General features: G+C 65.0%; 14 protein-coding genes. 3 read left to right on the top strand and 11 right to left on the bottom strand.

Annotation, left to right across the window (positions count from 1 at the left end; translation table 11 throughout):
• Positions 1-67 precede the first annotated feature (67 nt).
• The 4 genes from dnaG to BMI01S_RS00980 form a co-directional block, all read right to left on the bottom strand.
• Entirely contained in the window at positions 68-1,942 is a 1,875-nt protein-coding gene (dnaG, locus tag BMI01S_RS00995) for a DNA primase (RefSeq protein WP_028211030.1), read from the bottom strand.
• Between the two features lie 111 nt (positions 1,943-2,053).
• Positions 2,054-2,500 carry a GatB/YqeY domain-containing protein gene (locus BMI01S_RS00990; protein WP_028229821.1) on the bottom strand — a complete coding sequence of 149 codons (447 nt, stop codon included), beginning with the start codon at positions 2,498-2,500 and terminating at the stop codon, positions 2,054-2,056.
• Positions 2,501-2,723: 223 nt separating this feature from the next.
• On the bottom strand, positions 2,724-2,936 hold the full coding sequence (rpsU, locus tag BMI01S_RS00985) for a 30S ribosomal protein S21 (RefSeq protein WP_013434742.1): 213 nt from the start codon (positions 2,934-2,936) through the stop codon (positions 2,724-2,726).
• A gap of 222 nt (positions 2,937-3,158) precedes the next feature.
• The gene (locus BMI01S_RS00980; RefSeq protein ID WP_028229820.1) at positions 3,159-4,379 is read right to left on the bottom strand and encodes a BaiN/RdsA family NAD(P)/FAD-dependent oxidoreductase; all 1,221 of its coding nucleotides are present in this window, start codon (positions 4,377-4,379) and stop codon (positions 3,159-3,161) included.
• Between the two features lie 169 nt (positions 4,380-4,548).
• On the opposite strand from BMI01S_RS00980, the gene tsaD reads away from it, so the two are divergent.
• Positions 4,549-5,577 (top strand): tRNA (adenosine(37)-N6)-threonylcarbamoyltransferase complex transferase subunit TsaD, encoded by a 1,029-nt coding sequence (gene tsaD, locus BMI01S_RS00975; RefSeq protein WP_028211033.1) that lies wholly within the window; start codon positions 4,549-4,551, stop codon positions 5,575-5,577.
• 75 nt (positions 5,578-5,652) lie between these two features.
• On the opposite strand, the gene folE2 is transcribed toward tsaD, so the two are convergent.
• The 4 genes from folE2 to BMI01S_RS00955 all read right to left on the bottom strand — a co-directional run bounded on the left by folE2 (position 5,653) and on the right by BMI01S_RS00955 (position 9,934).
• Complete coding sequence (gene folE2, locus BMI01S_RS00970; protein WP_028211034.1) at positions 5,653-6,459, bottom strand: GTP cyclohydrolase FolE2; 807 nt, start codon at positions 6,457-6,459, stop codon at positions 5,653-5,655.
• 277 nt (positions 6,460-6,736) lie between these two features.
• Positions 6,737-8,644, bottom strand: coding sequence for a 1-deoxy-D-xylulose-5-phosphate synthase (dxs, locus tag BMI01S_RS00965; RefSeq protein ID WP_028229819.1), 1,908 nt, complete (start codon positions 8,642-8,644; stop codon positions 6,737-6,739).
• Between the two features lie 85 nt (positions 8,645-8,729).
• Entirely contained in the window at positions 8,730-9,623 is an 894-nt protein-coding gene (locus BMI01S_RS00960; RefSeq protein WP_028229818.1) for a polyprenyl synthetase family protein, read from the bottom strand.
• Entirely contained in the window at positions 9,620-9,934 is a 315-nt protein-coding gene (locus BMI01S_RS00955; protein WP_028229817.1) for an exodeoxyribonuclease VII small subunit, read from the bottom strand. Before BMI01S_RS00955 ends, BMI01S_RS00960 begins: the two co-directional genes overlap by 4 nt.
• A 308-nt stretch (positions 9,935-10,242) precedes the next feature.
• On the opposite strand from BMI01S_RS00955, the gene BMI01S_RS00950 reads away from it, so the two are divergent.
• Both BMI01S_RS00950 and BMI01S_RS00945 read left to right on the top strand, forming a co-directional pair.
• Positions 10,243-11,349, top strand: a complete 1,107-nt coding sequence (locus tag BMI01S_RS00950) for an aromatic ring-hydroxylating oxygenase subunit alpha (protein ID WP_028211038.1) — start codon at positions 10,243-10,245, stop codon at positions 11,347-11,349.
• A gap of 141 nt (positions 11,350-11,490) precedes the next feature.
• A complete protein-coding gene (locus BMI01S_RS00945) occupies positions 11,491-12,360 on the top strand; it encodes a sulfurtransferase (RefSeq protein ID WP_028211039.1) in 870 nt (289 codons plus the stop codon).
• A gap of 30 nt (positions 12,361-12,390) precedes the next feature.
• On the opposite strand, the gene BMI01S_RS00940 is transcribed toward BMI01S_RS00945, so the two are convergent.
• The 3 genes from BMI01S_RS00940 to polA form a co-directional block, all read right to left on the bottom strand.
• Positions 12,391-13,263: a dienelactone hydrolase family protein gene (locus BMI01S_RS00940; RefSeq protein WP_028211040.1), complete on the bottom strand. Its 873-nt coding sequence runs from the start codon at positions 13,261-13,263 to the stop codon at positions 12,391-12,393.
• Between the two features lie 70 nt (positions 13,264-13,333).
• The gene (locus tag BMI01S_RS00935) at positions 13,334-14,710 is read right to left on the bottom strand and encodes an NAD(P)/FAD-dependent oxidoreductase (protein WP_028229816.1); all 1,377 of its coding nucleotides are present in this window, start codon (positions 14,708-14,710) and stop codon (positions 13,334-13,336) included.
• Positions 14,711-14,973: 263 nt separating this feature from the next.
• A complete protein-coding gene (polA, locus tag BMI01S_RS00930) occupies positions 14,974-17,781 on the bottom strand; it encodes a DNA polymerase I (protein ID WP_042287956.1) in 2,808 nt (935 codons plus the stop codon).
• Position 17,782 lies beyond the last annotated feature (1 nt).

Below are 17,782 nucleotides of genomic sequence, written 5' to 3'. Positions count from 1 at the left end.
CAAAAAAACCGCTGAAAACTTGTTATTTTACCACGCAGCGCAATAATCCCTTCGTGCGGTCCCTTCCCTACAAACCGAGCTGACGCTTCATGTCAGCGCGTGTCTGATTCAGTGACATCAACTCGGCAAGCTCCTCCGGCGTATGCCGCGACTGCCGCGAAAGCGCGTCCAGGCGCTCGCAACAGGCGTCGTACCGCATCTTCAGGATCGCCGCCGCCAATTCTTCGCTCACGAGCCGCTCCTGCTCGCGACGCTCCTCCACCGCGGAGCCATCTTCCGGATTTTTCATCAGCAAATCCCGAACGTTTTCATCATAGTCCAGAATTTCGCGAAAAATCTCCTCGAAGGTCGGAGCATTGGCCCCATTTCTCAGCAGGTCGGAAAGCAGCTGAAATTCCGCCGACCCGCCCAGCGCCCGGGCGTGGGTGGTCACTTCCTCGAACAACTCGCCGTGGCGCGTCAGTCCGATCAGCGCTTTTTCGGCGTCTTCGTCGAGTTGCAGCACGATGCGCGGGTGCATCACCAGATTGCGCAGCGCCTTGCGTTCGATACCGGTCACAAGGTGCCGGTCCTTGCGCGCCGGGGCCTGACGCGCCGCCTGGGCAATGCGCGCATCGACTTCGCACAGCGCGGCCACTTCCTCGAACGGCACGTCGAGGCGGTCCGCGAACATATGCATGATCTGCGAGCGCAACGCGTTCGCCGGCAGCGCCTGCAGCAGCGGCTTGGCGTCGAAGAGCGCCCGCGCGCGCCCTTCAGGCTGGTCCAGTTCCTTGTCCGCCAGCACTTCGTTGAGCATGAACTGGGACAGCGGCATGGCCCGTTCGACCTGCTCCGAGAACGCCTCGGCACCGAACTCGCGCACGTAGCTGTCCGGATCGTGCTCCTGGGGCAGGAACAGGAACCGGATGGTCCGGTTGTCGGCCGCGTGCGGCAGGCACGCGTCGAGCGCGCGCCGCGCGGCACGCCGGCCCGCCGAATCGCCGTCGAAGCTGAAGATGACGGTATCCGTCTGACGCATGAGCTTCTGCACGTGAATCGGCGTGCATGCCGTGCCGAGCGTCGCCACCGCGTTCTGGAAACCCAGTTGGGCGAGCGCGACGACGTCCATATATCCCTCGACCACCAGAACATAGCGCTGTTCCCGGATCGCGAGGCGCGCCTCGAACAGCCCGTACAGTTCGCTGCCCTTGTTAAATAGCGGCGTTTCCGGGGAATTCAAATACTTGGGCTCGCCGCTGTCGAGCACGCGGCCGCCAAAGCCGATCACCTGCCCCTTTACGTTGCGGATCGGGAACATCACGCGGTCGCGGAAGCGGTCATAGCGGCGCGACTCGCCTTGCGCGTCCTGCTTTTCACTGACGATGACGAGACCCGCTTCGACCAGCGCGTCGTCGCGATAGTTGGCAAACGCGGTTTCGAGGTTCTGCCACCCATCGGGCGCATAGCCGAGGCCGAAGCGCGCGGCGATTTCGCCTGTGAGGCCGCGCTTCTTGAGGTACTGGATGGCGTTGGGTGCGCTGCGCAACTGCTTGCGGTAGTAGTCGCAGGCGGTCTGCATCACCTCGGAAAGCGCGGTCGTGACCGCTTTGGAGGCGGTTGGCGCGTAGCCGCCCGGTGCCCCAGCCCCGGCCCCACGCATGGGCGACGGCTCTTGCGGCACGCTCAGGCCGACCGACTGGGCCAGCTGGTTCACGGCTTCCGGGAAGGTCAGCCCCGCGTGCTCCATGAGGAAGCCAATGGCGGTGCCGTGCGCCCCGCAGCCGAAGCAATGATAGAACTGCTTGGTTGGACTAACGGTGAAGGAGGGGCTTTTCTCGTTGTGGAACGGGCACAGCCCCATGAAGTTCGCGCCGCCCTTTTTGAGCTGCACGTAGCGACCCACCACGTCGACGATATCGACGCGGTTCAGCAGGTCCTGCAAAAACGAATGCGGAATCATCGAGGCAGACGCGCTCGGGCGGCCGGGGCTCGCACGGCCCGTGTACGTTGTGTACGGGCCTCGCGGCGGCGCCCGGAGGCCGGGCCTACGCCGCGCGCAAGCCGGGCACGCTTATTTCGAAAGCGCAGCTTTGACGAGCCCGGAGACCGCCGTCATGTCGGCGCGGCCGGCGAGCCTGGGCTTGAGCACCCCCATCACCTTGCCCATGTCCTGCGGGCCGGCGGCACCGACCTGAGCCACCGCGGCCTCGACTTCGGCGGCAATCTCGGCATCGGAGAGCTGCGCGGGCATATAGGCGGTCAGCACGGTCAGTTCGGCGGCTTCCTTTTCGACGAGATCGGTGCGGCCCGCCGCCTCGAACTGGCTGATCGAATCCTTGCGTTGCTTGATCATCTTGTCGATGACTGCCGTGATGCCGGCGTCGTCGAGCGTCACGCGATCGTCGACTTCGCGTTGCTTGATTGCGGCGAGCAGCAGACGAATCGTAGCGAGGCGCTCGCTTTCACGGGCGCGCATCGCGGCCTTCATATCGTCATTGATCTGGTCTTTGAGACTCATCACTCACCTGAATTGCGTTGGGGTTGCAGGAATGCAAAAACCCGCCTGGAAACGCTTCCAGGCGGGTCGGCGCAGATTCGACTTGGTTGCGACCACACCAGAGGGCAGCGGCGGCCGCGAGGCACGATGTCATCACACCGCGAGCCGGCTGCCCAGATCGCCGCGTCATTCGCAGGAAATCCACGCTGAAAGTGTGTGGAAACGCGCCGCGACGACGCCGGAATCAGTACAGCTTTTTCGGCAGCATCTGGCTGCGCAGGCGCTTGAAGTGGCGCTTCACCGCCGCTGCCTTCTTGCGCTTACGCTCAGCCGTCGGCTTCTCGTAGAACTCGCGCGCGCGAAGTTCGGTCAGCAGACCGTTCTTCTCGATCGTACGCTTGAAGCGGCGCATGGCGACTTCAAAGGGTTCATTTTCTTTTACGCGGATGGTCGTCATTTTCCAATAACGGATCGGGGGTAAAGAGGACTGAGTATAGCAGTTCCGCAGTCGCGCATCGCCCGCTCCGGGAGCGGGGAAACCCGCCCCCGTCAACCCGCGCGCCCCGCGCAACGAGGCCGGGCCGCCAGTGCCCGCATCGCGCGCAACGGCATGGGCGAAGTCGCCGCGCGTGAGGCCGATGGCCACGAGCGGCGCCGCGCGGCAGCGTGCCGAGGGCGACTAGCCCGCGTTTGCCGCGTACTCCGCGGCGGCCTCCCCGGCCGCGACGCCCGAGGCCCACGCCCACTGGAAGTTGTAGCCGCCGAGCCAGCCCGTCACGTCCACGGCTTCGCCCACGAAATAGAGGCCCGGCACGCGCTGGCTCATCATCGACGCCGAGGAGAGTTCGCGCGTGTCCACCCCGCCGCGCGTGACTTCGGCCTTCTTGTAGCCTTCGGTGCCCGTGGGCGTGAGCGTCCACTGCGCGAGTCCTTCGCCGATCTTTCGCAGCGTCTTGTCGGGCAGGTCGGCGAGGCGCGCGTCGGCCCTCACCTCGTGCGCCTCCAGCCAGACGTGCGCGAGGCGCGCCGGCACCCATTCGGCGAGCAGGTTGCCGATCTGGCGTTTGGTCTCGCCCTTGGCCTCGATCAGCGCCGCAGAAGCGTCGCGCTCAGGCATCAGGTTCACTCGGATCGGCTGGCCCGGTTGCCAGAAGCTCGAAATCTGCAGCACGCCGGGGCCGGAGAGGCCACGGTGCGTGAAGAGCAGGTCTTCGTCGAAGGCGCCGCCGGCCTTGCGCTCGCCTGTCGCGACGTGAACCTCGAGCGAAACACCCGCGAGGGGCACGTAAGGGGCCCACTCGTCTTGCGCGAACGTGAGCGGCACGAGCGCCGGGCGCATGTCGACGAGCTTGTGGCCGAACTGCTTCGCGATGCGATACGCGAAGTCGGTCGCGCCGATCTTCGGAATCGAGAGACCGCCGGTTGCGATCACGAGCGCCTTCGCGCGTATCTGGCCCTGCGGTGTGCCGAGCGTGAAGCCCGCGCCGTCGGTTTGGCTCACGGCCTCGACGGGCAACGGCCGGCGCCAGGCGACCTGGCCCGCGTCGCATTCGGCGCGCAGGACGTCGATGATCGCGTCGCTCGACTGGTCGCAAAAGAGCTGGCCCTTGTGCTTTTCGTGCCAGGTCACGCGATGCTGGCGCAGCAGCGCGAGAAAGTCACGCGGCGTATAGCGCGCGAGCGCCGAGCGGCAGAAATGCGGATTGCTCGAAAGATAGTTGGCCGGGCCCGCGTACAGATTGGTGAAGTTGCAGCGGCCGCCACCCGAAATGCGGATTTTTTCCGCGAGACGCGGCGCGTGGTCGATCAGCGCCACGCGGCGGCCCTTCTGGCCCGCCACCGCCGCGCACATCATGCCGGCCGCCCCTGCGCCGATCACGGCGATATCGAAAGATTCCATGGCGCGCATTCTACCTGCGCGGCGGCGGGGCTCGTCCCCGGAGAGCGGGGCTTGCCGCACGCAGCCGGCTTTCACGCGCACTGCTATACTTTCGGGCTCCCTTACTTCTTGATTTCGCGACGATTTTTGCCTGCTTCTACAAGGCAATGCCGTTGCCTGGCTCTACACCATGCTCGTTCTCGGCATCGAAAGCTCCTGCGACGAAACCGGCCTCGCGCTCTACGACAGCGAGCGCGGCCTGCTCGCGCACGCGCTGCACTCGCAGATCGCCATGCACCGCGAGTATGGCGGCGTCGTGCCCGAACTGGCTTCGCGCGATCACATCCGCCGCGCGCTGCCGCTGCTCGAGGAAGTGCTCGCAAAGAGCGGCGCGGCGAAAAGCGACATCGACGCCATCGCGTTCACGCAGGGTCCGGGCCTCGCCGGCGCGCTGCTCGTAGGCGCGAGTATCGCCAACGCGCTCGCCATGGCGTGGAACCGCCCGACCGTGGGTATTCACCACCTCGAAGGGCACTTGCTGTCGCCGCTGCTGGTCGATGCGCCGCCGCCGTTTCCGTTCGTCGCGCTGCTCGTATCGGGCGGCCATACGCAACTGATGCGCGTGACCGACGTGGGCGTCTACGAGACGCTCGGCGAAACGCTCGACGACGCCGCCGGCGAAGCCTTCGACAAAACGGCCAAGCTGCTCGGCCTCGGCTATCCCGGCGGCCCGGAAGTGTCGCGGCTCGCGGAGTTCGGCACCCCGGGCGCAGTCGAACTGCCCCGCCCGATGCTGCATTCGGGCGATCTCGACTTCAGCTTCAGCGGCCTGAAAACAGCGGTGCTCACGCAGGTCAAGAAGCTCGGCACGAATATCTGCGAGCAGGGCAAGGCCGATATTGCGCGCGGTTTCGTCGACGCAGCCGTCGAGGTGCTGGCCGCGAAATCGCTCGCAGCCCTCAAGCGCACGAAGATGAAGCGCCTCGTGGTGGCGGGCGGCGTGGGCGCGAACAAACAGTTGCGCGAGACACTTTCGGCGGCGGCGCAAAAGCGCGGCTTCGAGGTGCACTACCCCGATCTCTCGCTGTGCACCGACAACGGCGCGATGATCGCACTCGCGGGCGCGCTGCGTCTGCAGCGCTGGCCGGAGCAGGCCACGCGCGACTATGCGTTCACGGTGAAGCCGCGCTGGGATTTGACATCGCTCGCGCAGCATTGATGCGATTGCCGCTGCTCTAGTACAAAAGCCGCCCGTGGGCGGCTTTTTCGTTGATGACGCAACCAGGAGCGGCGCTCAGCCCAGGCGCTTGTCGTGCTCGATCACGGCATAGGCGCTGTGATTGTGGATCGACTCGAAGTTCTCGGCTTCGAGCGTATAGGCGATCACGCGCGCATCGGCGTTCAGGCGCACGGCCACGTCGCGCACGAGGTCTTCCACGAACTTGGGGTTCTCATACGCGCGCTCGGTCACGAACTTCTCGTCCGGACGCTTGAGCAGCCCCCACAGCTCGCATGAAGCCTCTTCTTCTGCAATGCGAATGAGGTCTTCGACCGGCAGATCGCCTTCGAACTCGACATCCATCGTCACATGCGAGCGCTGGTTGTGCGCACCGTACTGCGAGATCTTCTTCGAGCAAGGGCAGAGGCTCGTCACCGGCACGAGCACCTTGAGGAACAGACGCGCCTGGCCGTTGCGCGCCTCGCCCGTGAGCGTGACCTCGTAGTCCAGCAGACTGTCGACGCCCGATACGGGCGCCACCTTCTTCACGAAATACGGGAACGTCACTTCGATACGGCCCGCCTGCGATTCGAGCTTCGCGAGCATCGCGGCCAGCATCATGCGGAACGTCGCGGGTTCCAGGGGCGCCTTGTTTTCTTCGAGCAGCGCCACGAAGCGCGACATGTGCGTACCCTTCTGGTCGGCCGGCAGATGAACGTCGAGGTTCCACATACCGACGCTCGGCTGGACGTCGCCCGTGCCCGTCTTGACCGTGAGCGGATGGCGCACGGCCTTCACCCCCACGCGCTGGATCGCGATCTGGCGGGTATCGACGGAGCTCTGGACGTCCGGCATCACGAAGGCCGGGTTCATCTGATTCATGTTCTTATCCTCAAGCCGCGCGGAAAGCGGCGCGCAAATTTCAAACGGCGACCAAACAACGGCCAGATAACGGCCAAACAAAAAGCAAACGCCGGCATGAGCCGGCGTTTGCTGGCGACTGCCGGGTACGAAACCCGCCCGCCAGTTCACATGTGAAATGGGGCTGCCGCGGTTCGCTGGCCGACCTGGAGACAGCGCTGGAGACAGCGCTGGAACAGCGCTGCACAAACGGTCCGGACCCGCCGCGCCGCGAGGCGCCGATCAGCCGCGAGCGGCCTTAAGCGACGCGCATCACCGACTTGCCTGACGCGTTCGCCGGGCGGTCGAGGAAGCGCTCGCGTATCGACTTCGCGATCCCTGCTGCGTCGAGCCCACAGCCCGCCAGCAGCTTCGCCGGGTCGCCGTGATCGATGAAGCGGTCGGGGAGGCCCAATTGTAGTACGGGCTTGATAACCCCACTTTCAAGGAGGGTTTCCACGCAGGCCGAGCCCGCGCCGCCCATGATGCAGCCCTCTTCGACGGTCACCAGGTAGTCGTGCGTTTCGGCGAGCTGCTTCACGAGCTCCGCGTCGAGCGGCTTCACGAAGCGCATGTTCGCCACGGTGGCGTCCAGCTCTTGCGCTGCGGCAAGCGACGGCGCAACCATCGTGCCGAACGCGAGGATGGCGATACGGCTGCCTGCCGGCGCCTTGCTCTCGCGGCGGATTTCGCCCTTGCCCACCGGCAGCGCGGCCATCTGCTTGACGGTCGCGACACCCGTGCCCGCGCCGCGCGGGTAGCGCACGGCCGTCGGGCAGTCCTGCTGGAGCGCCGTATAGAGCATCTGGCGGCATTCGTTTTCGTCCGAGGCCGCCATGACCATCATGTTCGGGATGCAGCGCATGAAGGCGATATCGTACGCACCGGCGTGGGTCGCGCCATCTGCGCCCACGAGGCCCGCGCGGTCGATCGCGAACACGACCGGCAGGTTCTGCAGCGCCACGTCGTGAATCAGCTGGTCGTAGGCGCGCTGAAGGAAGGTCGAGTAGATCGCGACCACGGGCTTCAGGCCTTCGGCGGCAAGACCGCCTGCGAACGTCACGGCATGCTGCTCAGCGATGCCGACGTCGTAATAGCGATCCGGGAAGCGCTTTTCGAACTCCACGAGACCCGAGCCTTCGCGCATGGCCGGCGTGATGCCGATCACGCGCTGGTCGAGCTCGGCGGCGTCGCACAGCCATTCGCCGAAGACCTGCGTGTAGGTCTTCTTGGCGGGCGTCGTGGACGGCTTGATGCCTTCGGCCGGGTTGAACTTGCCGGGACCGTGGTACAGGACCGGGTCGGCTTCGGCGAGCTTGTAGCCCTGGCCTTTCTTCGTCACGACGTGCAGGAACTGCGGGCCGCGCAGTTCCTTGATGTTCTGCAGCGTCGGGATGAGCGAATCGAGATCGTGGCCGTCGATCGGCCCGATGTAGTTGAAGCCGAATTCCTCGAACAGCGTGGCCGGCACGATCATGCCCTTCGCGTGCTCTTCGAGCTTGCGCGCGAGGTCGAGCACCGGCGGCGCATGGCGCAGCACGCGCTCCACGCCTGCGCGCGCGGCGGCGTAGAAGCGACCCGACATGAGGCGCGCGAGATGGCGATTGAGCGCGCCGACGGGCGGCGAAATCGACATGTCGTTGTCGTTGAGGATCACGAGCAGCGGCACGTCGTCTTCGACGCCGCCGTTGTTCAGCGCCTCGAAGGCCATGCCGGCCGTCATCGCGCCGTCGCCGATCACGGCGATGCCCATGGCGTTGTCGCCCTTGAGCTTGCTCGCGACGGCCATACCGAGCGCCGCCGAGATCGACGTGCTCGAATGCGCGGTGCCGAACGTGTCATACGGCGACTCGTCGCGCTTCGGGAAACCCGAAATGCCGCCGAGCTGACGCAGCGTATGCATCTGGTCGCGCCGGCCCGTCAGGATCTTGTGCGGATAGGTCTGATGGCCAACGTCCCAGACGATGCGATCGCGCGGCGTGTCGAACACGTAGTGCAGCGCGATCGTCAGTTCGACCGTACCGAGGTTGGACGACAGGTGCCCCCCTGTTTGCGAGACGCTTTCGAGGACGAAGGCACGCAATTCGTCGGCAAGCGGTTGCAACTGGCGGCGATCGAGGCGGCGCAAATCCGCCGGGTCGTCAATGGTTTTCAGCAAGTCGTACATCGTCGTTCCATGGTAGGAAAACTGGCGCTCCCGCACTTGTTCTGCGCACTACTCCCCTTTCATGCGCGTGGGCGGGTTGGCGCGGTCAGCTCACCCGGTTCACCACCAGGTCAGCGAGTTCGGCAAGGCGCTGCGCGCGCGCGCCGAACGGTTCGAGCGCCGCGTGCGCGTCGGCGCGCAGCTGCTGCGCGAGCGCACGCGAAGCATCAAGACCAATGATCGATACGTAGGTCGGCTTGCCGTCCTTCGCGTCCTTGCCCGCGGTCTTGCCGAGCGTCGCCGAGTCGGCGGTGACGTCGAGAATGTCGTCCACGACCTGGAAGGCGAGGCCCACGGCCGCCGCGTATTTGTCGAGCGCCGCGAGGCTTTCCGCCGAAGGCGTCTCGCCCGCCAGCGCGCCCATGCGGACCGAGGCGCGCAGCAGCGCGCCCGTCTTCAGACGGTGCATCGTCTCGAGCTGCTCGCGCGTGAGCGAATGGCCCACGCTCGCGAGGTCGATGGCCTGGCCGCCGGCCATGCCGACCGAGCCGCTCGCAAGCGCGAGTTCGCGCACGAGCGATGCCTGGCGCGACGCCGAATCGCTCAAACCCGGCACATCCGACGTCAGCGTGACGAAGGCCTGCGATTGCAGCGCGTCGCCTACCAGCAGCGCGGTCGGTTCGTCATACTTGACGTGCACGGTGGGTTTGCCGCGACGCATGTCGTCGTCGTCCATACACGGCATGTCGTCGTGCACGAGCGAATAGACGTGGATCATCTCCAGCGCGCAGGCCGCGGCGTCGAGCGCTTCGGGCCTGGCATTCGTGAGTTCGCCCGCCGCGTGGCACAAGAGCGGCCGTACACGCTTGCCGCCACCCATCACGGCATAGCGCATGGCGTCGTGCAGAGACGCCGGCAGCACGTCGGCGGCCGGCAAGTAGTGATCGAGCGCGCTTTCGACCCGGTCGAGTACCTGCCGGGTCCATTGGTCAAATGTCATAGATCGTCGTCTCCGCCCGCTGCGGAGTCTGTCGTATTGAGGGGCACGGGCCGCAGCGTCTCACCGTCGAGCACGCGCACCTGTTGTTCAACCTTTTCGAGCTGCTGCTGGCAAAAGCGCACGAGCGCCGCACCGCGGCGGTACGCCGCAAGCGATTCTTCCAGGCTCAGGCTACCGCCTTCCATCCGTGCGACAAGCCCGTCGAGCTCCGCAAGCGCCGCCTCGTAGCTCCCGGGCAGCGCTTCGCCTTCGGCCGGCCCGGCTGCGCTTTCGTCCGCGCCAACGCGGTCTTTCGTTGCGGATTTCGCCATGAGTTGTCGTCAGAATGAAACAAGGCCGACATTCTACGGCAAAAGCGCCCAGATCGACCCGATCCCCCGCACGCCCGCCCGCTCGGCCATACTATCGGGGCCAGTACAAACCGGCTACAGACCGCCCGATTCGCCGTTCGTTTGTCTCATATTTCCTGGATTTCCGCCGACTTTCCGCAGCAATTTTGGCAAAAATCAGTCACTTAGCTACCCCATGGCGGGGCAACCGGGTATAATCGCCGGCTCCCTAAATCGAATCTTCGATGGTTGGGTTGTTCACTGCTTTCACGTCTTCATCGGGAGTGGGAATGTCCAATCTGAGCAATGCATTGCAGCTGAAGTCCATCCACAGCCAGCTGCCAGTCACCGCTTATTTTGACGAAGCGCTTCTCAAGCGCGAAATCGAGACGCTTTTCCAGAAAGGTCCTCGCTACGTCGGCCACGAACTCATGGTGCCCGAGGTGGGGAATTATTTTGCGCTGCCCAGCGAAAAAGAAGGCCGCGTGCTCGTTCGCAACCAGAGCAACGAGATCGAGCTGCTCTCCAACGTGTGCCGCCATCGCCAGGCCATCATGCTAAACGGTCGCGGCACGGCAGACAATATCGTATGTCCGCTGCATCGCTGGACCTATGACCTCAAGGGCGAACTGCTCGGCGCGCCGCACTTTGCGGACAAGCCGTGCCTGAACCTGAACAGCTCGCCGCTGCAGAAATGGAACGGGCTGCTGTTCGAATCCGCGGGCCGCGACATCTCGCGCGATCTTGCGCGGCTCGGGCCCGCAAAGCATCTCGACTTCACGGACTACATGTTCGATCACGTCGAGGTCCACGAGTGCAACTACAACTGGAAGACCTTCATCGAGGTCTATCTGGAAGACTATCACGTCGTGCCGTTCCACCCGGGCCTCGGCAATTTCGTGTCATGCGACGACCTCCAGTGGGAGTTCGGCGAGTGGTATAGCGTGCAGACGGTCGGTGTGCACAAGCACCTGGGCAAGCCGGGCAGCCCGACGTACCGCAAGTGGCACGACGAGGTCCTGCGCTTTCGCAACGGCGTGCCGCCCGAATTCGGCGCGATCTGGATGGTGTACTACCCGAATCTCATGATCGAGTGGTATCCGCATGTGCTCGTGGTCTCGTGGCTCATTCCGCAGGGCACGCAGAAGACGACGAATATCGTCGAGTTCTACTACCCCGAGGAAATCACGCTGTTCGAGCGCGAGTTCGTCGAGGCGGAGCGCGCCGCCTATATGGAAACGGCCATCGAAGACGACGAGATCGCCGAGCGCATGGACGCCGGCCGCCGCGCGCTGTTCGAACGCGGCGTTTCGGAAGTCGGCCCGTACCAGAGCCCCATGGAAGACGGCATGCAGCACTTCCACGAGTTCCTGCGCCGCGAGCTGGGACCGATTTGACGCGCGGCCCCGGGGCTGCTCCAACGCATCGCGGAAAGACGGGCTTCGGCCCGTCTTTTTGTTTAGACTGACGGCATCGGGCCCAGGCGCAAACCGCATTTGCCGCTGCGCCGGCCACGCGCACGATTCCAAGGAGCCGTCATGCCCCACACGCACTACACCACGCTCATTTCGGCCGCCAATCTGCACGAACGCCTGACCGCCGCGCCGGGCAGCGTGCTGGTCTTCGACTGCCGCTTCGATCTCGCCAATCCCGCCGCCGGCGAGAACGCCTATGCAATCGGCCATCTGCCCGGCGCGCAATACCTGCATCTGGACCGCGACCTCTCCGGACCGAAGACGGGCAAGAACGGCCGTCATCCGTTGCCCGACCGCTCGGCGCTCGTCGCCACGCTCTCGCTGCGCGGACTCAACGAAGGCCAGCAGGTCGTCGCCTACGACGCACAAGGCGGGGCCTACGCGGCCCGGCTATGGTGGCTGCTGCGCTGGCTCGGCCACGACTCGGTGGCCGTGCTGGACGGCGGATTGCAGGCATGGGAGGCCGCCGGCTTCCCCCTCGTACGCGATGTGCCCACGCCGGCGCGCGGCACCTTCAAGGCCGGCGCGCCGCTCCAGGTGACCGTGGACGCACAGGCCCTCGAGCGCAATCTCACCACGCACGAACTCACGGTTGTCGACGCGCGCGCCGCCGACCGTTATCGCGGCGAGAACGAAACCATCGATCCGGTGGGCGGCCATATTCCTGGCGCGCGCAACCGCTTCTATCAGGGCAATCTCACGCCGGACGGCCGCTTCAAGTCGGCGCACGCGCTGCGCGAGGATTTCACGGCCGTGCTGACGGGCACGACACCGGAGCATGTGGTCCTGCAATGCGGCTCGGGCGTGACCGCCTGCCACAACGCGCTTGCGATGGAGATTGCCGGCCTGCACGGCGCGGCGCTCTACCCCGGATCGTGGAGCGAATGGTGCGCCGACCCGTCGCGGCCGGTCGCCACGGGCCCGAATCCCTGAGTCTTCACCACCCTGGAACCGGGCACGGCGTCAAGCCACGCCGTGCTCCCTGAACCAGGCGATCGCGCGCTTCCAGCCGTCTTCCGCGTCGGCCTTGCGATAGCTCGGCCGATAGTCCGCGAAGAACGCGTGTCCTGCATCGTCATACACGATCAACTGCGAACTGCGGCCGCCTTGCGGCGCCCGTGCGATGGCTGCCTTCATCTCAGCCAGCGTGTCCTGCGGGATGCTCTTGTCTTGCAGTCCGTACATCCCGAGCACTGGAACCTGGAGGCTGCCCGCGAGATCGAGCGGATTGCTCGGCGTGTTCGCCGTATGATCGCCGGCGACTCGCCCATACCACACGACCGCGGCTTCGATGTGCGGATTGCGCTCCGCATAAAGCCACGCATAGCGCCCGCCCCAGCAAAAACCGTTGATGCCCACGCGCTTCGTGTCGCCACCATGCTCACCTGCCCAGGCAATGGCCGCGTCGATGTCGCCCAGCACCTGGGCGTCGGGCACCTTGCTCGCGATGTTCTCGTCGATCTGCTGAATCGTCGGGTAGACGGACGCATCGCCCTGGCGCACGAAAAAATCCGGCGCAATAGCCAGATAGCCGAGCTTCGCGAAGCGGCGGCATACATCGGCGATATGCTCGTGCACGCCGAAGATCTCGTGGATCACGACGATGACCGGCAAATGCGTCTTGCCGCGCGGCTGCGCGCGATACGCCGGGACGAGCGTGCCGCCCGACTGGAAGCCGATCTCGCCGGCTTCGAGCCCTTCGCTGTCGGTATGGATGGTTTGGGCGGAGACGGGCAGCACAGCAGCGGCGAATCCGCTGCCGAGCGCCGCCTTGATGAAAGTGCGGCGGTCGAACGGCACGTGCGGGACGAGGCTATCGACTTCGGGTTTCAGCATGCAACGCTCCTTGCAGGCGAAATATCGGAAACAACGAACGTAGCGCGGCGCCCCTCTACGCAGGCGCCGCTCAATGCAGCTTCACACGCGGCAGCGTCGTGCGGCGCAGCCAGTGGGCGAAAGTATCGAGCACCATGCGCGCGTAGCCGTGCAGCGCCGCGATGTGCAGCCGGTACAGCGACATGTACATGAAACGGGCAAACAGCCCTTCGATCAGCATATTCCCGCCGATCAGCCCGCCCATCAGATTGCCGACCGCGCTGAAGTGGCCGAGCGACACCAGCGAGCCGAAGTCGCGATAGGTGAACTCTTCGAGTGGCTTGCCGGCCAGCAGATTGCCGAGCGACTTGAACAGGAAAGTGGCCTGCTGGTGGGCGGCCTGCGCGCGCGGCGGGACACCGCGCTCATGGCCCGGCCATTCGCAGGCGGCGCAGTCGCCGAGCGCGAAGATGTTGTCGTCGTTTTCCGTTTGCAGCGTGCGACGCACGACCAGTTGTCCGAGCTTGTTGACGGCAAGGCCGTCGAGCCGCGCGAGCACGGCCGGCGCGGTGATGCCAGCGGCCCAGACCGTGAGGTCGGCGCGCAGGTTCTTGCCGCTCGCGGTCCGCACGACGCCCGGCGCGACTTCGATGACGCGCTCGCCGGTCAGCACCTTCACGCCGAGCTTGTTCAGCAGCTCCCCCGTTGCCGAAGAGACGCGCTCGGGCAACGCGGGCAGGATGCGCGTACCCGCCTCGATCAGCACGATACCGACGTCGTTGCGCGGATCGAGCTTGTGCAGCCCATACGCCGACAGCACCTGCGCGGTGTTGCGCAGTTCGGCGGAAAGCTCGACGCCCGTTGCGCCCGCGCCGATGATCGCCACCTGCACGCGCGGTTCGGCTTCGCCGCTCGAGACCGGCGTGGGGTCGTCCGCCGCCACGCCCGCCGCGACGCTTTCGGGCACCTGATGTTCGGCGCGCATGCATGCCGCGATGAGCCGCTTGCGAAAGCGCTCGGCCTGATCGACGGTGTCGAGTGCGATGGAGTTTTCGGCCGCGCCGGGCACGCCGAAAAAGTGCGTCGTGCTGCCGATCGCGAGCACGAGCGTGTCGTATTCGAGCACGCGCTCGGGGAGCATCTCGGCACCGTCTTCGTCGAGCACGCGCCCGAGCGTGATGCGCTTCGCCGCACGGTCGAGCCCGGTCAGCTCGCCCTGCTGGAACTCGAAGCCATGCCAGCGCGCCTGCGCTGGATATTCGAGCTGATGCGTGAACGGATCCATGCTGCCCGCCGCGACTTCGTGCAGGAGCGGCTTCCAGATATGCGTTGGATAGCGGTCGACCAGCGTGACCGATGCCGCTTGCGGCCTGCCCCGCTTCTGGCGCGATTCGCCATAACGATTGCCGAGCCGGGTTGCCAGTTCCAGCCCGCCTGCGCCTCCTCCCACAACGATAAAGCGATGCATAGACTCTCCGTGCATGTCGAAAGGCGATAGAAAGGCCGATGCATCGACGACATCACGTGCGAGGCACCGGCCTTCATTCATTTCATTGTCGGCTGACGGAGCGCGCGGCGGCAACCCTCGCGGCGCGCATTCGCGACATCGAGCACGCGAAGCTTGCCTTATCTCGCGCGCGCGTTTATGTCGATTACGTCGTTGCTTCGGCGTTACGGCGGATTCAGCAGGTGCTTAGTAGAGCTTCGCTCCACCCAAGAGTGAACGCTTCGTCAGTGCGCCTCTTCCCAGTTATCGCCCACGCCCACCTCGGCCACGAGCGGCACCTTGAGTTGCGCCACCGAGCACATCAACTCGGGCAAGCGCTTGCGCACTTCGCCAAGCTCGTCGCCGGGCACTTCGAGCACGAGTTCATCGTGCACCTGCATGATCATCTTCGTGCCGATCTTGCGTTCGTCCAGCCACTTCTGCACCGCGACCATGGAAAGCTTGATGAGATCGGCGGCCGTCCCTTGCATGGGCGCGTTGATGGCGGCGCGCTCGGCCGCCTGGCGGCGCGGGCCGTTGCCGCCGTTGATTTCGGGCAGCCACAAACGGCGGCCGAACACCGTTTCCACATAGCCGCGCGATTTCGCGTCCATGCGTGTTTCGTCCATGTAGCGCGCAACGCCCGGATAACGGGCGAAATAGCGGTCGATATAAAGCTTCGCCGCGTCGCGCGTGATGCCGAGATTCGACGCGAGCCCGAATGCGCTCATGCCGTAGATGAGTCCGAAGTTGATGACCTTGGCGATGCGGCGCTGGTCCGCGCTCACTTCGAGCGGTGTCACGCCGAATACTTCGGATGCCGTAGCGCGGTGAATGTCGTCGCCTCGTGCGAACGCCGCGAGCAGCGACTCGTCGCCCGAGATATGCGCCATGATGCGCAGCTCGATCTGCGAATAGTCGGCGGAGACGATCTTGTGGCCCGGCGGCGCGATGAACGCCTCGCGAATGCGCCGGCCTTCGCCCGTGCGCACGGGGATGCTCTGAAGATTCGGATCGTTCGACGCAAGACGGCCCGTGACCGCCACGGCCTGCGCGTAATTCGTATGAACGCGGCCCGTTTGCGCGTTGACCATGCGCGGCAGCTTGTCCGTGTACGTGGACTTGAGCTTGGCGAGACCGCGATGCTCGAGCAGGAGTTTGGGCAGCGGATAGTCTTCGGCGAGCTTCTGCAGCACCTCTTCGTCGGTGGAAGGCGCGCCGCTCGGCGTCTTCTTCACGACAGGCAACTGGAGTTTTTCGAAGAAGATCTGGCCGATCTGCTTCGGCGAACCGAGGTTGAATTCGCCGCCCGCGAGCGCGTACGCCTCCTGTTCTAACGCGATGAGGCGCACGGCGATTTCCGCGCTCTGCTTTTCGAGCCGCTCGCTGTCGATGAGCACGCCGTTGCGTTCCATCTTGCGCAGCACGCGCGACGTGGGCATCTCGATGTTGCGATAGACGTAATCGAGGCCTTTCTCCGGTGCGATCTGCGGATAGAGCGCGCGATGGAGCTGCAGCGTGACGTCGGCGTCTTCGGCCGCGTATTCGGCGGCCTTGTCGAGCGGCACCTGATCGAAGCCGATTTGCTGCGCGCCCTTGCCCGCCACCTCTTCATACTTGATCGTCTTGATGCCGAGATGGCGCAGCGCGAGGCTGTCCATGTCGTGGCTGCGATGCGATTCGAGCACGTACGATTCGAGCAGCGTGTCATGCTCCACGCCGTTCAGCTCGATGCCGTAGTTCGCGAGCACCTGCTCGTCGTATTTCATGTGCTGGCCGACTTTCTTGTGCTTCTCGCTTTCGAGCCAGGGCTTCAGGCGTGCGAGCACATCGTCGAGCGGCAACTGGTCGGGTGCGTCCGGCCCGCGATGCGCGAGCGGCAAGTAGGCGGCCACGCCAGGCTCGGTCGAAAACGATATGCCAACGAGCTTCGCGACCATCGGGTCGAGCGCCGTGGTTTCGGTGTCGAACGCGGTGAGCTCCGCGGCTTCGATCTTCGCGAGCCATGCGTCGAACTGCGGCCACGTCTGGATCGTCTCGTAGTGGCGCGGCGCTTCCACGAAGAGCGCAGGCTGCACGTTCGCGTCTTTTTCGGGCGCATCGCCCTGGGTGGCGGCGGGCACGGTCTCGCTCTGCTGAGCCGCTTCGGTGATTTCACGCAGCCAGGTCTTGAAGCCGTGGCGCGCGAAGATGTCGCGCAGTTCTTCGCGCGCTTCAGGACGCGTCGCGAGCGACGCTTCGATCGACTCGAGATGCGGCTTGAGGTCACATGACCTTTCCACCGTGACGAGCTTTCTCGCCATCGGCAGAAACTCGAGCGCATCGCGCAGATAGCCGCCCACGGCGCCCTTGATTTCATCGGCATGGGCAATCACGCCGTCGAGCGAATCGTATTGCGTGAGCCACTTCACCGCCGTTTTCGGGCCGCACTTGTTCACGCCCGGCACATTGTCGACGGTGTCGCCGATGAGCGAGAGATAATCGATGATGCGCTCCGGCGGCACGCCGAACTTCGCGATCACGCCTTCGCGATCGAGCGTTTCATTCGTCATCGTGTTGATGAGCGTGACGTGGTCCGTCACGAGCTGCGCGAGGTCCTTGTCGCCCGTGGAAACGATGACCTTCATGCCCAGCTTCTCGGCCTGGCAGGCGAGCGTGCCGATCACGTCGTCGGCCTCGACGCCTTCGATCATCAGCAGCGGCCAGCCGAGCGCGCGCACCGCCGTGTGAATGGGCTCGATTTGCGCTGCGAGCGGCTCAGGCATGGAAGGCCGGTTGGCCTTGTACTCGGGATACCAGTCATCGCGGAACGTCTTGCCCTTTGCATCGAACACGCACGCGCTATACTCTGCCGTAACGTCCTTGCGCATGCGACGCAGCATGTTGATGATGCCGTATAACGCGCCGGTCGGTTCGCCGTCGGGACCGCGCAGATCGGGCATCGCATGGAAGGCGCGATAGAGATAGCTAGAACCGTCGACCAGAAGCAGGGTCTTACCTTCCAGCCGAGTCTGTAGCTGTAACTTTGTATCCACGCGTAGTTCTTCAGGCATT

The organism is Paraburkholderia mimosarum LMG 23256 = NBRC 106338, from assembly GCF_000739815.1.
GTDB lineage: Bacteria > Pseudomonadota > Gammaproteobacteria > Burkholderiales > Burkholderiaceae > Paraburkholderia > Paraburkholderia mimosarum.
This window is presented reverse-complemented; position numbering and strand designations above follow the sequence as displayed.